The sequence below is a fragment of the Picosynechococcus sp. PCC 73109 genome, assembly GCF_001521855.1.
Classification (GTDB): domain Bacteria; phylum Cyanobacteriota; class Cyanobacteriia; order Cyanobacteriales; family MRBY01; genus MRBY01.
Genome location: NZ_CP013998.1, coordinates 2935075 through 2950218 on the forward strand (window position 1 = coordinate 2935075; position 15144 = coordinate 2950218).

Consider the following 15144-nt stretch of genomic DNA (forward strand, 5'->3'; position numbering starts at 1 on the left):
AAAATAGTTTGTGGGTGTCTGCCCAGGCCATACAAGCAAATCTGAACCAAATGAATCTAAGCACTTTCATCAAAAAAGCCCGCCGCTGGTTTTACGACACCCCAGACCGTGCCCTGGAGCAAGCCTACCGTGCCGCCCTCAATATCCAGGCCATTGAACTCGAACACTTTGGTGGCAAACCCGTTTCTGGCCGCAATGCTGACTACAGCGACAGTGTGATTCGCTATTTCCAAGGGGAAGTGCGCAAACAACTCAAAATTATCGAGGTGCGCCTGCGGGAATTTCGCTCCTTTAATACTGTCGTGCCCGTCTCCGAGGAAACAATCCAAAAAAAAGCGAGCAATATCTACTACCCTGATGCTGCCGACAAGCCGACCCTGATTATCGAGAAACTACGCTTTATTGACGAAATCACCGGACGCTATGGCCGTGGTCTGTCGAAACAATCCGTCGCCCTTGTTCCCCTGAATGGCCCAGAGGCTCCCCAAACCAATGGCGATCGCCCCGACAACAAACCCAAGGTGGAAACGGTATCGGACAAAACTGGTCTCGTGCCCCGCTCCATCATGCGGACATTCTCCCGAATCCAGCGGGAGATCGATCCCAAGTCCAACGAAGCAGAAGCAGAAGTCGTCACAAAATTTCGGCGATCGCGCAACAAAACCGCTGTTTCGATTCGGTTTCTTCTCACCCTCGTCATAGTACCCTTGTTGGTGCATCAGTTGGCGAAAATTGCGATTACGCCTTTCGTGGAAGAGCATTTTTTCACAGAGGCAAGCCCGGCATTGTTTGTAAATTCTGATCTAGAAAATGAAGCTTTTGAAGAGTTAGAGCATTACCGAGCAACTTTAGAAATGCGGCAGTTGGTAGGGTTAGCGCCAGCTCTCACAGAAGCAGAAATCACCGAAAAAATCCAAGAAAAAGCGACGGAAATTGCCCAGGATTATCGCGCCGAAAGTTACAACGCCTACGAAAACATTTTTTCAGATATTTTTAGCTTCTTTGCTTTTGTGGGGATTTTGTTAATCAGTAAGCGCGAAATTGCGATGTTAAAGGGCTTTTTAGATGAGATTGTCTATGGCCTTAGCGACTCAGCAAAGGCATTTTTAATTATTTTGTTTACGGATATTTTTGTGGGCTATCACTCTCCCCATGGCTGGGAAATTATCCTCGAAAATGTGGCGAAACATTTTGGTATTGCGGAGAGCCGAGATTTTAATTTTCTTTTTATTGCAACCTTCCCTGTAATTCTGGATACAGTCTTAAAGTATTGGATTTTCCGTTATCTGAATCGCATTTCGCCTTCTGCCGTCGCCACGTACCGCAACATGAACGAATAAAAATCCTCCCTAGAGGGAGGTGCCCGCTAGGCTGGAGGGTGTTATTCTCCCCTGGAGGGGAGCTAGAGGGGTGTTTGTCTTGAGGGAGGTGCCGCAGGCGGAGGGTGCCTTCTCCCCTCATAGGGGAGCTAGAGGGGTGTCCCTGGATGGGAGCTAGAGAGGTGCCATCATGCAGACATTTCCTGCGCGCGTTCCGCTTCAAACGTCAAGATATGCTCCCCTAGGGACTCTACGGTTTCGCCCGCAAATAACTCATCTCGCGTCTTTAAAAATGAATCATCAACTAATCCTTCCCCCGTTGCCTCAATCTCTCTTCGCATTTCACTTAAAGCTTGCCACCAAAGTGTAGGCGATGATCGCTCGGGGACAACTTCTAAATCAACCAGTGTCCCGTCTGGCACATCTAATGATTCTAGTAACTCAATTTGCTGACCCCGTTTAATCCCTTTAATCTGCATCCTTAAGTTTTTCTTTTCTCAGTTAGCCCAATTTTATCTCAGTAGTAGAGGAGAATAATCAACTTGGGTCAAGCAGATAGAATCAAGATAATCATCGAGCACGATAGTAACGACTATGCAAAATTCAGAGCGCATTACCCTAAACCCTCAAGTGATGGGCGGTAAGCCTTGTATTCGTGGTTTAAGGGTAACGGTAGGAACGGTTATTGGTCTGATGGCGGCAGGTTATTCGATAGAAGCTATCTTAGAGGCTTATCCATATCTGGAGAGGGAAGATATTCTTGCGGCACTAGCCTTTGCGGCCTGGCGATCTGAGGAATATGAGGTCAACGTAGCGACGGCATGAGAATTATTATTGACATGAACCTCAGTCCGCTTTGGGTGCCATATCTGCAAAAATATGGGTTCGAGGTGAGCCACTGGTCAACAATCGGTAAGCCGAATGCACCTGATACAGTAATTTTTCAATGGGCAAAGGAAAATCAAGCGGTTATTTTTACGAATGATTTAGATTTTGGGGCAATTTTGGCGGCGTCCCAAGCAAATTCACCGAGTGTATTTCAGGTACGCACTCAAGATTTGCTGCCTGTATCGATTGGACAAATCGTTATGGAAAGTTTGCGGAGATTTTCGTCGGAATTGAAATCGGGAGCGTTGATCACGCTAGATTTGAAGCGAACAAAGGTCAGGATTTTACCTCTTTAGATGGTTTGTCAGACAATATTTTCCGAGGAAGGTGGGCGATAAGCGGGATTGTTATGGGGTTTTTGAAAAGCTAGTGCGGCATGGGGTTTTTCCGCGGACTGTGGCGAAGCTAAACCAGTGAGTTTAAAACATAAATTTTTTATGGTGTGTTTAATATTTCTGATACTTTGAAAGTACTTTCAAAGTATTTTTAAATCCTTTGTTTCCTTTATTACGTAAATAAGCTGACAAAAAAACAATAAAAAACGCGGCTATAGAAACCGCGTAAAACAAATAATTCTTAGATGAAAACCGAAACGGGAAAAGAATTACTGACCAACGTTCTGAGCGTTATTTCCAACAATAACCTCATTAGCTGCGCCTGTTCCCCGACAACTAACGGGATCATTGGAATTGTCAATACCGTTAATTGCAGCAGCATCAATACCAATAGTTTGCGCGGTACCTCCATCTAGTAAAGTTTCTTCTTCACAGAGAATCGCTACTGTCGTGGCCTCTTCTGTATCTGTTGCTGGAATGACATAAGTAATACCAACATAATCGCGTACAGCATCTTGATTATTGGAAACACCGAAGGTTGCAGAAAACTTGTCCCAGCCAGGGAAACCATTTCGGGTGTCTGCAGCTTCGCCGTATGTCACACCAGAATTTGTCGCAGGATCAAAACTATCGGTAAAAGCGCCACCAGTAAGTGCCGCTGCTGCGTTTGTATCACCGTAAGAATAATTTTCTGTTTCAATACTTACACCAAGCCCAAGACCATTAATATTATCCGAGAAAAGTTGTCTTTCTAGATAATAAGATTGTTGACCACGATTGACAGCACCAAGATTTTGTTTTGCTTCAGATTGACGCGCTTTGTTTGCCTGGTTTAAGAAAGAAGGTAGAGCGATGGCAGACAAAATACCGATGATGATGATAACAACGAGCAGTTCGATCAAGGTAAAACCTTTGTCAGCTTTCTTCTTGTTGAGTTGTTGCAGAAGCTTAAAAGTGGAATTTTTCATTTGGGGGCATCTCCTTATCCCGGCCTCAGCCGGAATCATTTATCCGTTAACCCTAAATTACCCACCCACTTTCTTTTCCTATCACCCCCCCACAAAATCCTCCCTTGAGGGAGGTGCCGTAGGCGGAGGGTGGATTCCTCTCATAGGGGAGTTAGAGAGGTGTTCTCAATAGGTTACTGGTTAACACTCCCCTAACCCCTCTCAAGAGCTTATCTTGTAGGGGTTTAAAAACACAAAGCCCAAAAGAGAAAAATGACGTCAACAAAAAGATAATAAGAGCAAAAATGGAATTTAACCTTACCTTGACCCAACTCAGACCCCAGATAAAAAAAGCCTCCATCGGGCTTGCCAGTTGATTACCAATCAAGCAGGCTTATCATTCTCCCAAGCCTTGGGAAATGGCTTTCGGCAAACAATTGCAGGGATATTCGCTCGAAACCAACTCACGCCAAAGGTCATGCTATCAGGTCATCAACAGGAGACAATCAAACGGGCAGTCAAGAGTGAGGGTGAGTACATCATCGCTGTCCAAGATACGACCTATTACAACTATACGGGACATCAACAACTGTCAGGCATTGGCAAAATCCAAGGAAAAATCAAGGGTTTATTACAACACAACCTCATGCTGCTCAATCAACAAGGGATGCCGTTAGGGGTGTTCTATCAGGAATATTGGACAAGAAAAGGAGGCAGTATGGACTTGGCAGAGGGGGAAAAAGAAAGTGAAAAATGGTTTAAAGGATTAGAGGCCTTGAGAGAGGAAACCACCGAGGTAGAACACAAGATAGTGCTAGTGGAAGACAGAGAGGCAGATATATTTGACTTTTTCAAAGCGGAACGAGGCGACAAAATAGAACTATTAGTCAGGGTGCATGAACCGAGAAAGCTGGAATTGGTCAGGGATGGTAGGGTGACATCGTTGCCAGAGTTGAGTCAATATCTGCCGGAATATGGGGAAAAAACAGTACAGGTACGACGCAAGAATCGAGAAGTAGCAGTGAGAGTAAGGCTAAAAGCAGGGGAGGTGAATGTATATCCCCGGGCGGACTTGAGTCCAGCAAGGCATAAAACTCAAGGGTTATCGGTCGTGATAGCAGAGGAAATCGACTGTGTGGATGTCAAAACTCAGGAGAGAGTGGAGCAAGAGGCCGCAGGCACATCTTGGTTATTACTGACGAGTCTAGCTGTGGGCAATCGGGAGGAGGTGGAAAGAGTAGTGGAGTTTTATGCCATGCCGTTGGCGCATTGAGCAATTTCATTTCACGTTGAAATCAGGAGGGTTAAGGGTAGAGAAATTACAGTTTGACGATGTGCATACCCTGACTAATGCTTTAAGTTTCTACTCTGTGATAGCGTGGCAGATAATGGCCATCACCTATCAAGTAAGGGAAAACCCAGAGCAAGTAGCGACAGAGGTACTACCAGAAGAAGAAGTGGCATTGCTGGAGAGAGTAACAAGGCGAAAAGTCGGGACAGCGAAAGATGTAATGGTGGCGTTAGGGAAACTAGTGGGTTTTGCACCGTCAAAACGACAACCTTTGCCTGGAACTAAAGTCGTAGGGCAAGCCCTAGAACGTTTTTATTTCATTAAACAGGGTTTTGAACAGTCTAAGGTTTCTCCCCTTCAAAACCCTACAAGATAAGCTCAAGAGGGGAACAGTTGGCCGGTGTTCCGGAAAGTTCTAAAAATCCTCCCTTGAGGGAGGTGGTCGAAGACCGGAGGGTGGTATCCCTAGAGGGCTGTCCCAAAAAAAAGTAGAACGTAAGATTACAAGAAAAACCATCTTTCCCATGCGCCGTAAAATTCTGCCCTACAACAAACATCTCGTCGGACGCGCCCGCCAACTCCGCAAAACTATGACCAAAGGCGAAGTAATCCTCTGGCAACACCTCCGCAAAAAACAAATCCTCGGTGTCAGCTTTCTGCGCCAACGCCCCATCGACCAATTTATCGTTGACTTTTATTGCAAAGACTGGATGCTCGCTATCGAAATCGACGGCAGTAGCCACGACAGCCTCGCTGCCCAAGAACGAGACGCTTATCGCCAAACCAAACTCGAAGCTCTAGGCGTTTCTTTTCTCCGTTTCAGCGAATACGATGCCCAAAATCACCCAGAGGCGATCGCCGAAACCATCAAAACCTGGCTCCTCACCCACCCCCCAAAGATCCTCCCTTGAGGGAGGTGGTCGAAGACCGGAGGGTGTTCTCTCCCCTTGAGGGGAGCTAGAGGGGTGTCTCTTTAGGGAGAAGGTTGTCAGCATTTTGTGATAGCAGCAAAAGTCAGGTTTTTTCAAGCTTTTTCCAGAGCAATGTCAAGCTATAATCTGCCTTGATTCATCTATATACGGTATTTAAACTATGGGTCGCGCAGAAAAAGTTGTCCTCGCCTATTCCGGCGGTGTCGATACATCCGTTTGTATTCCCTATCTCATGCACGAATGGGGTGTCAAGGAAGTAATTACCCTTGCCGCAGATTTAGGACAAGGCGAGGAGCTAGGCCCAATTAAACAAAAAGCCTTAAATTCTGGGGCTGTGGTTTCCCTCGTTGAAGATGGCCGCGAAGAATTTATTACCGATTACGCTTTCCCAGCGATTAAAGCCAATGCCCTCTACGAAAATCGCTATCCCCTCGCCACCGCTTTAGCGCGTCCCCTCATTGCGAAAATGCTCGTCCGGGCCGCCGAAAAATATGGGGCTGATGCCGTTGCCCACGGTTGTACCGCGAAAGGGAATGACCAAGTACGTTTCGACCTGGGGATTTTGGCGCAAAACCCAGAAATCAAAGTGCTCGCACCAGCGCGGGAATGGGGCATGAGCCGGGAAGAAGCGATTACCTATGGTGAACAATATGGGTTGACCTTCCCCGTGAAAAAATCTTCGCCGTTTAGTATTGATAAAAACCTGCTCGGTCGCAGTATTGAGGCTGGCCCCCTCGAAGACCCGATGTGCGAACCCCCTGAAGAGGTTTTTGAAATGGTGAAAGCTATTTCTGACACCCCCGATGAACCGGAATATTTAGAGATTGGTTTTGAAAAAGGCGTCCCGGTGACGGTGAATGGCGAAGCCCTTGGCCCGGTGGCTCTGATTTCTAAGTTAAATGAGATCGTTGGAAACCATGGCATTGGCCGGATCGACATGATCGAAAACCGCGTTGTGGGGATTAAATCCCGCGAAATCTATGAATCTCCGGCGATGTGTGTCCTGGTGGATGCCCACCGCGATCTGGAGAGTTTAACATTGACTGCGGATGTGACCCAATACAAACGCGGCATGGAGCAGACTTATTCCGAGTTGATTTATCGGGGTCTGTGGTTCTCGCCCCTGAAGCAAGCGGTGGATGCGTTTATTGAGCAAACTCAGGAACGGGTAACGGGTGTGGTGCGCCTCAAACTCCACAAAGGAACAGCGCGGATCGTCGGTCGTCGTTCTGAGAAATCAATTTACACGCCGGATCTGGCAACCTACGGGGCCGATGACAAGTTTAATCATGAGTCAGCGGAGGGCTTTATTTATATTTGGGGTCTGCCGACCCGCGTTTGGGCTCAGGCGAATAAGTAACGAACACCCCTCTAGCTCCCCTCAAGGGGAGTGGCACCCTCCGCCTGCGGCACCTCCCTCTAGGGAGGATTTAGGGGGGAGTTTTTCCGAAACATCAGACAATTATCCCCTCCTGGGAGGGGCTAGGCTTGGACGTGAGACTTCGGCGTGAGCTCAGTCGAACACTCAGCCGAACGGGTGGGTTAGCCAGTAGCCTACTGAAATTCCCCTACAGGGATATCACCCTCCAGCCTAGCGGCCACCTCCCTCAAGGGAGGATTTAGGGGGGCTTTGCTTCTGGGGAAGATTTATGATGGATAGGATGTAGATTATGGGCGATCGCCTCAACGGAAATCACCTAAATGGAAATCACATTTTTAGGAACCAGTTCTGGTGTGCCGACCCGGGCACGCAATGTATCAAGTGTGGCGTTGCGATTACCGCAGCGGGCCGAGGCTTGGCTCTTTGACTGTGGCGAAGGAACCCAGCACCAACTTCTCCGTAGTGATCTCCGTTCGTCCCAAATTAGCCGCATTTTTATTACCCACATGCACGGCGATCATATCTTTGGGCTAATGGGTCTGATCGCCAGCATGGGCCTTGCGGGGACGGGACATCCCTTAGAAATCTATGGCCCCCCTGGTTTAGAAGAATATCTGCGGGCCTGTGAAAAGTATTCCTATATGCGCATTGGCGATCGCCTGCGGGTACATTTAGTCAAACCCGGCTTAGTCTTTGAAGATAAAGAATTTCAAGTGACCTGTTTACCGCTCAAACACCGAGTCACAGCCTTTGGGTATCGGGTGACTGAAAAGGATCGTCCCGGCAGATTTAACCTCGCTAAAGCGCAAAAATTGGGGATTCCCCCTGGCCCCATTTATGGCGACCTCAAAAAAGGGAAAGTCGTCACCCTTGATGATGGCCGCAAAATCAACGGCTCAGACCTCTGTGGTCAACCGGAAGTTGGCCGAAAAATGGTCTATTGTACCGACACTGTTTTTTGTGATGCGGCGGTGGAGTTAGCCCAGGATGCCGATGTCTTAATTCACGAGGCGACCTTTGCCCACAAGGATGCAGAGATGGCCTTTGATCGCCTTCATTCCACTTCGACGATGGCCGCCCAGGTTGCCCTTTTGGCCCAGGTGAAGCAACTGATCATGACCCACTTCAGTCCCCGTTATATGCCGGGAAATGACTTGACGTTAGATGATCTTTTGGCTGAGGCCCGGGCGATTTTTCCCAATACGATCATGGCGAAGGACTTTTTAAACTATGCGATTCCGCGTCGCAAGGCCCTAGCCCAGAGCTTACATTAGGGTGAGGATGCGGATTTTTGAGAGTTTATCGGCTGCTAAACCGTCTAATTCTTGCAGTTCCAACCAACCCTCTTTAATGAGTTGAGCGAAGGTAAAGACGAGGCTTTCGGGACTGAAATCGTATTTGCCATCTAGATAATGCCGCCGGGCACTCAAAAAATCATTGAGTTTCCAGAGATCAGCGGGGTCTGCGGCGAGGGTTGCCTGGCGTTTTGCTTCGGCCATCACTGCGGCAATTTCTCGGCGGTAGGATAATTCAAACGCTTCTTTGGCGATTGTTTTTTCTTGCAGTGACCATTGAGTATTCGCAGTGGGCATCGTTAGCATGGGTGAGTAAAAAAGTGAATTTTAAAATAAGTATCGTTTTGACTTTAGTAAGTTCAAACTAATGGGCTTGATTATAATAAGTTATGTATCAAAAGCGCAGTCTAAATTCTCATAATTCCGCAATTTGGCGGCGATCGCCGAGACACGAATACCGCTAAAGCTGAGTGCTCACAGGAATTTAAGGTTTTTATTACAATTTTGTTAAGAAACACCGTGATCCGGTAGCTGAAACCAAGGTTTATGGGGATGGCGATGGTGTTCTTCGTGAAATGTGCCGAAGTGGTAGCAGCTTAAAAATGACCAAATTCGCCACCCAATTGACTGTTTACTGATGCGTTTAGGGAAAGAGGGGCGATCGCGGTGGGGCAAATAAGTCCCAAAGAAAAACAGTTGCCAAGAACTGAGAAAAATCGGTAGCAGGCAAAACACAAAAAAATTTTCGTAGGGCACATCACCCAGCATATTTAACGGTAAGGCGATCGCCCCGAAAATTAGCACAAATCCCCAAAACTGCCGCCACGCTAAATATTTCCCCATAAAATGCCAGTACCACAGCAGCGGATGGCGGTGCCGCCCATTATGAAAGTCCGGGTCTCCCGGTTGGGCAGGGTGGCGATGGTGCTTAGCATGGTTGCGAATGCAGTCTTTGTAGGACAAGCAAGCGTACAAGCTGACCCCCCAACGGCCCAGGCGATGGTTCCAACGGGGGGAACTCGGCAACAAATTACCGTGCATGGCGTCGTGAGCCAGGATAAATAAACCTGTGTGGAAAAAAGTTCTCACAAAAATTCCCGCAACAATTCCAGGCCAGGACAGCCCCATTAGCGGATGACTCAACCAATACACAGCACTTCCCAGCCAAGCCGAGAAAATGGCGATCGCCCACAGTAGTCCCAGAACCTCTTCTTGCCGCATCAATTTCAAAATATTGCCTCCAACCACGCCATACTGACAAAAAAACGCCCCAATTGGGACGTTACCAGGGATGAATTTATTGAGAATTAGGGCAATTCATCCAAGCATTCACTACTTACGCACAAGGTTGAGCAGTTCTTTCGCAGACGCGAGCAAATCAACGGCCACAAAGAAGATTTTTCCTTCCGGATTGAGGAGGAAGCGCCAAGCGACATTCATGCCTACCGCCGCACCGAACCAGGGCGTTTCACAGGTACCAGTGACTTTAATTTGGGTGTAACCATCATCAGTGGGTTCTACAACCCCTTTCTTCGGGTTGAGCTTCAGATTTTGACATTCCTCTTGGAAGAAGCGTAACACTGCATCTTTGCCGACAATCGGACGTTGGAACGGCGGCTGGAGAGCACCATCTTCTGCAAAGAGGCTGATCAATGCCGGAAAATCATTAGCATTGAGGTTGGTCATGTACTGGTTAATTGTGGGGTTATCGACACCTTCAATTTCGATTTTTTCCCGCTGGGCAATTTCCGTCGGCACGACAACCGGCTCAGAAACACGCTGATAGCCTTCCATCTTGGCTGGGTCAAAACCCATATCCACAACGGCATTTCTCAAAACCGTAATTTGTTGGCCGGGTTCAAGGCTACGGATCGTATCTAAAACCGCAGAAGCATTGGCAGACAGCTTGTAGCCAGCGGGAATCGGTGCAACACTGCCTTCTTCCATCCATTCGCCGAGGCGGTACCAGAAACCGAGCTTAATATTTACAGACCAAGTCGCATAGGTGCGGTTGATGGGCGTATCGATACGGTTCGCCAGGTCGCACATTACCTGGGCTTGATCCTTAAAGGAGAGCTGCTTGATTTGCAAAAGGGTAGATTCTGCAAACTGCATATTTGCCGCACCAGGAGCAGCAATAGTGATTGACTTACCCATTTCTAGGTAAGCGAACCAGATTAATGCCAGTTGATCCTCTGCACTCAGCTGACTAAACCGAGCGCTGGTGGCCGGCACAACATCCGCAGTTAATGTACTGGGGAAGATGTTTCTTGCTGCATCGAGAGTATAAGGCATACAAATGTGCTCCGTGAAAGTTTAATTTTTGTCCTTGAGTCAAGGTTAACACACAAAAACTTAACAATTGTTTACATCTTGGATAAGAATATGTTGGCAATGGCATTACTTTTGATTAGTCAAAGTTGGGAAACTTAGACAAGGCAAGCCTTTTGGATCTCATCGACACTTTCTCAATTATCTAAGGCTAATGTCAAAATTGTTTTATGTTTAGCGCTCAGATTAAGGGGAAGGCAATGGAGAAAATTGTGGCTGGGTACAAGGATCAGCTAACGGATCTGATCCAACGGTACAAAAATCAAGTGGATTTTCTAGCGATTCGTTTGGAACAGTCAGCGGGGAGCAGTATTGTTTTGCGGTCAAATAAGATCGAGACCCTCAGTGAAAGTACCTCCCTTGGGGGCCAGGTGCGCGTTTGTCACAAGGGCGGTTGGGGGTTTGCGGCCTTTAATAATCTCGAAAATCTGCAGCTCCGGATCGAAGAGGCGATCGCCGCCGCGATTTTAATCGGTGATGATGAAACACTTTTGGCTCCCATTGACCCAATCCAAGCGGTTTGCTCTTTACCCCTAAGCGGAAGCGACCCACGCCACATCCCTTTACAACGGAAAAAAGAATTATGCGATCGCTACAGTGATTTGCTCTTGAGCCAGAGCGGTAAGATTACCAGCACCAGGGTCAGTTACGGCGACAGTACCCAGCACATCATCTTGGCGACTTCAGAAGACACCCTTATCGAACAGTCCTGGGTTGATCTAGAAATGCGTTTTTCCGCCACGGCCCGTGATGGTGAGACAGTTCAAACGGGGCGGGAAACCACTGGCTCCCGCAAAGCCTACGAAGATCTAGAAAACCTCGATGAGCAAGTTAAAGGCGCAGCCCAGCGGGCCGTTAACTCATTGACCCTCCTCGCAGCCAAAGGCGGCACCTATACCGTTGTCATTGACCCCATTTTGACCGGGCTATTTGTCCACGAAGCTTTTGGGCATCTCTCCGAAGCGGATATGGCCTATGAAAATCCCGATCTCCTCGAAACCATGAGCATGGGCCGACAATTTGGTGGCGAAGATCTCCAGATTTTTGATGGAGCCGCCCCAGCAGGCCATCGTGGTAGTTATCTATACGATGATGAAGGCGTTCCGGCTACCACGACCCAACTGATTCAAGATGGCAAACTTGTGGGCCGTCTCCATTCCCGCGAAACCGCTGGCAAGCTTGACGAAAAACCGACAGGCAACGCCCGCTGTTTGAACTATCACTATCCGCCCATTGTCCGCATGACCAACACCTGGATCGAGCGGGGTAAAACGCCCGTTGCCGACTTACCCACGGACATCAAAGAAGGAGTGTATGCGAAAAACTGGCTCGGCGGCATGACCAACGGCGAAATGTTTACCTTTAGCGCCGGGGAAGCTTGGATGATCCGCGATGGCAAAATTGCTGAACCCGTCAAGGATGTCACCCTCTCTGGCAACGTCTTTAAAACCTTAAAAAATATTGAGGCGATCGCCGACGATTTCTACTGGGACGAATCCGGTGGTTGCGGCAAGGGGGGCCAAAGCGGTTTACCTGTCGGTTGTGGCGGCCCCTCCCTGCGCATCCGTGATGTCGTCGTCGGCTAAACATCCTCCCTAGAGAGAGGTGGCCGAAGACCGGAGGATGTTCCGGCCCCCAAAACATCCTCCCTTGAGGGAGGTGGCGAAGCCGGAGGGTGGTGTCCCTAGAGTGGAGAATGTTGAATTTTCAAAATGCTTGTGCCAGCATAAAGAGGTTCTACCGGATAAAACCTGCCGGAGAATAGGAGGTGATGCCCATGAATGACAGTAGTAACAACATGGGTCTCACAGTTAAAGTAAATCGGCTGCGTGCCGGGGCTGTTCTCTAAAATTTTGCTTACTCTGCTGAGTAGGTTAAGAGAGTCGGAGTTCCTTCCGGCAGTCAGATTTTAACTAAAGAGACCCGACTAGACCGCCCTTGCTTCGTTATCGTAAGAGATAACCCTAGTAAGGGCGGATAGTTTTTTAGAGGAGGTTTTCTCCATGGCAACCCGATTGACCGACACCGAAATCCAAGCACAATTGAGTCAATTTCCTGAATGGTCAAAGGTTGATAACAAAATTCAACGCCGATTTAAGTTCAAAAACTTTATTGAGGCAATTGACTTTGTAAACAAACTCGTCGAACCGGCCGAAGCTGCCGACCATCACCCCGACATCGAGATTTCCTACAACAAAGTCACCGTAAACCTAACCACCCACGACGCTGGCGGCCTTACCCAAAAAGATTTTGATCTCGCCGGAACTTTCGATCAACTGTAAACGTCAAAAGCCGCCAACACCTCAAACAAAACCTTAAGGAAAAACATCTGGGAAGTTTTTAGATTTTCTATCTAGAAGAAAAAAAATAAGCGCAAGCACTCTATCGATTCAAAATCCAGGAGGCTATGCTGTAACATTTCTGACAAAACTTCTCAGGTAACTTTTACTTAATGGATAGGTAAAGGAATCATCAAAAAATTCTTATGACGAATCCATTCCCAATCCAAAATTTTGAGCTAATATGATTGATACAAAGGCCTAATCTAAAATCTCAGAATCTAGTGCCTAATGTGTGAGGAAAAACAAATGAAAACATCTTTATCTCTCTGGAAGTCTCTATCCATTGCTTCCGCTGCTGTCGGCGTCTCCGTTGCCACTGCTGGCACCGCCCAAGCACAAGCAAATAACAGCGAACTCCTTAACCAAATCAACACCTACAGTCAAGGTGACATTGCTCAGGTAAACAGCGTTTTCCAACTCAGCGATGTATCGCCTTCTGACTGGGCTTTTGATGCGCTTCGTAACCTAGTCGAAAACTACAACTGTATCGTTGGTTATCCCGATGGCACTTTCCGTGGTAACCGTCCCCTCAGTCGTTATGAATTTGCCGCTGGTCTGAACGCTTGTTTACAACAAATCGAGCGGATGATTCAAAGTGGTGGTTCTGAAGTGACCCCCGAAGATCTCGCTGCCCTCCGTCGCTTGATCAACGAATTTGAAGCAGAACTTGCTACCCTCGGTGCCCGCGTCGATGACCTCGAAGGTCGCGTTGAATTCCTTGAAGATAATCAATTCTCCACTACCACTAAACTGAAAGGTGAAGTTGTCTTCGCAATTGGTGATAGCTTTGGTGATGTTGACGCTCTCGACTTCCGCCTAGTACCCACAGACAATGGTGGTGAAAATGGTGGTGAACTTACATTTAGCGATGTTCCCAGTGAAATCAATCCCAGTTTCCTAAGTGATATCCCTGCGGCAATCGCTTCCCTCGGAGATTTCGACCTCGTTGCTAACGACGACGATGACACCCAAACAACCTTCACTGACCGTGTTCGTCTCACCCTTGAAACCAGCTTCACCGGTAAAGACACTCTCATCACTCGCTTGACCGCTGGCAACTCTGCATCTTTCTCTCCTACTGCCGGCGCAGTTGTTGGTGAAGATGGCCCCGATCTGGGTTCTGGTATGGGTTTCCAAACCTTTAACCTAGACACTGGCAACGACGTTGTCATCGACTGGTTGGCCTACTACTTCCCTCTCCGCAGAGCGAATGTTTACCTCGCAGCTTTTGGTGGTCTCCACAGTGACTACACCAGCACAACCTTCGGCGCAACTGGCCTTGAAGACTTCACCGGCGGTAGCGGTTCTCTAACTCAACTTGCTGCATCCAGCCCCATCTACACCATTGGTGGTGGTTCCGGTCTTGGTTTCAACATGCCTCTCGGCCCCGTTGATATCTCCTTGGGCTACCTCGCTGATGAAGCAGCCGATTCCACTGAAAGCAATGGTCTGTTCAACGGTGAATACGGTGCGCTAGCACAGATTGCTTTCAACCTCGGTGATCGGGCTGAGTTGGGTGTAACCTACGTCAACAGCTACCATGACAGCGGTGCTATCTATGACTTCGGCGGTGGTTCTGCAGTAAATGGTACAGCTTGGGCAAACGCTCTTGGCCTGTTCGGCACTGAAGCTAATAGCTACGGTGTTCAAGGTAAGTTCGACATCACTGACCGTATTTCCCTCGCTGCTTACGGGATGTACACTGATGCCAAAGTTGCTGGTTCTAGCGACGAGTTCGACATCTGGAGCTATGGTCTTGGTGTAGCCTTCAACGACCTCGGTAAAGAAGGTAACGTTCTTGGTCTCTTTGCTGGTGCTCCTCCTTACCTCGCAGAAGGTGATCTCAAGACTCCTCTGCAAGTTGAAGGTTTCTATAAGTACCAACTCACCGACGGAATCTCCATCACTCCTGGCGTCATCTGGTTGAAGGATGCGGCTCAGGGTGTGCTGGGTGAAGAAGATGCCATCATCGGTACTCTCCGCACTACCTTCACTTTCTAAACCAGTTAACTTTGTTTAGACAGATTTAATTCTCACACTTTTTGATTTTGAGAAAGCCTCACCTCCGGGTGAGGTTTTCTTT

Annotated in this window: 16 protein-coding genes; 11 read left to right on the top strand and 5 right to left on the bottom strand. The window is 48.1% G+C overall.

Annotated elements, in window-relative coordinates; genetic code table 11:
- Positions 1-50: 50 nt before the first annotated feature.
- Positions 51-1340, top strand: coding sequence for a proton extrusion protein PcxA (locus tag AWQ23_RS13955; RefSeq protein WP_062436290.1), 1290 nt, complete (start codon positions 51-53; stop codon positions 1338-1340).
- Between the two features lie 167 nt (positions 1341-1507).
- Here the strand turns inward: AWQ23_RS13955 and AWQ23_RS13960 are convergent, their stop codons facing one another.
- On the bottom strand, positions 1508-1798 hold the full coding sequence (locus AWQ23_RS13960; protein ID WP_062436292.1) for a hypothetical protein: 291 nt from the start codon (positions 1796-1798) through the stop codon (positions 1508-1510).
- Positions 1799-1913: 115 nt separating this feature from the next.
- On the opposite strand from AWQ23_RS13960, the gene AWQ23_RS13965 reads away from it, so the two are divergent.
- Both AWQ23_RS13965 and AWQ23_RS13970 read left to right on the top strand, forming a co-directional pair.
- Positions 1914-2144, top strand: a complete 231-nt coding sequence (locus AWQ23_RS13965; RefSeq protein ID WP_062436294.1) for a DUF433 domain-containing protein — start codon at positions 1914-1916, stop codon at positions 2142-2144.
- The gene (locus AWQ23_RS13970) at positions 2141-2503 is read left to right on the top strand and encodes a DUF5615 family PIN-like protein (RefSeq protein ID WP_062436296.1); all 363 of its coding nucleotides are present in this window, start codon (positions 2141-2143) and stop codon (positions 2501-2503) included. Before AWQ23_RS13965 ends, AWQ23_RS13970 begins: the two co-directional genes overlap by 4 nt.
- 308 nt (positions 2504-2811) lie before the next feature.
- Here the strand turns inward: AWQ23_RS13970 and AWQ23_RS13975 are convergent, their stop codons facing one another.
- Complete coding sequence (locus tag AWQ23_RS13975) at positions 2812-3510, bottom strand: type IV pilin-like G/H family protein (protein ID WP_062436298.1); 699 nt, start codon at positions 3508-3510, stop codon at positions 2812-2814.
- A 352-nt stretch (positions 3511-3862) separates the two neighbouring features.
- Between AWQ23_RS13975 and AWQ23_RS13980 the strand changes: the two genes are divergently transcribed.
- From AWQ23_RS13980 to AWQ23_RS14000, 5 genes are all read left to right on the top strand, one after another.
- Positions 3863-4762 carry a hypothetical protein gene (locus tag AWQ23_RS13980; RefSeq protein ID WP_062436300.1) on the top strand — a complete coding sequence of 300 codons (900 nt, stop codon included), beginning with the start codon at positions 3863-3865 and terminating at the stop codon, positions 4760-4762.
- A gap of 115 nt (positions 4763-4877) precedes the next feature.
- Positions 4878-5156, top strand: coding sequence for a hypothetical protein (locus AWQ23_RS13985; protein ID WP_157072240.1), 279 nt, complete (start codon positions 4878-4880; stop codon positions 5154-5156).
- 148 nt (positions 5157-5304) lie between these two features.
- Positions 5305-5691, top strand: coding sequence for an endonuclease domain-containing protein (locus AWQ23_RS13990; RefSeq protein ID WP_062436303.1), 387 nt, complete (start codon positions 5305-5307; stop codon positions 5689-5691).
- A 181-nt stretch (positions 5692-5872) separates the two neighbouring features.
- Positions 5873-7072 (top strand): argininosuccinate synthase, encoded by a 1200-nt coding sequence (locus tag AWQ23_RS13995; protein ID WP_030007671.1) that lies wholly within the window; start codon positions 5873-5875, stop codon positions 7070-7072.
- Between the two features lie 341 nt (positions 7073-7413).
- Positions 7414-8367, top strand: a complete 954-nt coding sequence (locus tag AWQ23_RS14000; protein WP_062436306.1) for a ribonuclease Z — start codon at positions 7414-7416, stop codon at positions 8365-8367.
- Here the strand turns inward: AWQ23_RS14000 and AWQ23_RS14005 are convergent.
- The 3 genes from AWQ23_RS14005 to AWQ23_RS14015 form a co-directional block, all read right to left on the bottom strand.
- Positions 8359-8685, bottom strand: coding sequence for a hypothetical protein (locus tag AWQ23_RS14005; RefSeq protein ID WP_062436732.1), 327 nt, complete (start codon positions 8683-8685; stop codon positions 8359-8361). The two genes, AWQ23_RS14000 and AWQ23_RS14005, sit on opposite strands and share 9 nt — an antisense overlap.
- A gap of 210 nt (positions 8686-8895) precedes the next feature.
- Complete coding sequence (locus AWQ23_RS14010) at positions 8896-9609, bottom strand: fatty acid desaturase (protein WP_062436308.1); 714 nt, start codon at positions 9607-9609, stop codon at positions 8896-8898.
- A gap of 111 nt (positions 9610-9720) precedes the next feature.
- On the bottom strand, positions 9721-10683 hold the full coding sequence (locus AWQ23_RS14015) for an orange carotenoid protein N-terminal domain-containing protein (RefSeq protein WP_012308397.1): 963 nt from the start codon (positions 10681-10683) through the stop codon (positions 9721-9723).
- Between the two features lie 236 nt (positions 10684-10919).
- Between AWQ23_RS14015 and AWQ23_RS14020 the strand changes: the two genes are divergently transcribed.
- The 3 genes from AWQ23_RS14020 to AWQ23_RS14030 all read left to right on the top strand — a co-directional run bounded on the left by AWQ23_RS14020 (position 10920) and on the right by AWQ23_RS14030 (position 15062).
- The gene (locus AWQ23_RS14020) at positions 10920-12305 is read left to right on the top strand and encodes a TldD/PmbA family protein (protein WP_062436310.1); all 1386 of its coding nucleotides are present in this window, start codon (positions 10920-10922) and stop codon (positions 12303-12305) included.
- Positions 12306-12722: 417 nt separating this feature from the next.
- Positions 12723-13001, top strand: a complete 279-nt coding sequence (locus AWQ23_RS14025) for a 4a-hydroxytetrahydrobiopterin dehydratase (protein WP_012308399.1) — start codon at positions 12723-12725, stop codon at positions 12999-13001.
- Between the two features lie 306 nt (positions 13002-13307).
- A complete protein-coding gene (locus tag AWQ23_RS14030) occupies positions 13308-15062 on the top strand; it encodes an iron uptake porin (RefSeq protein ID WP_062436312.1) in 1755 nt (584 codons plus the stop codon).
- Positions 15063-15144: the final 82 nt, after the last annotated feature.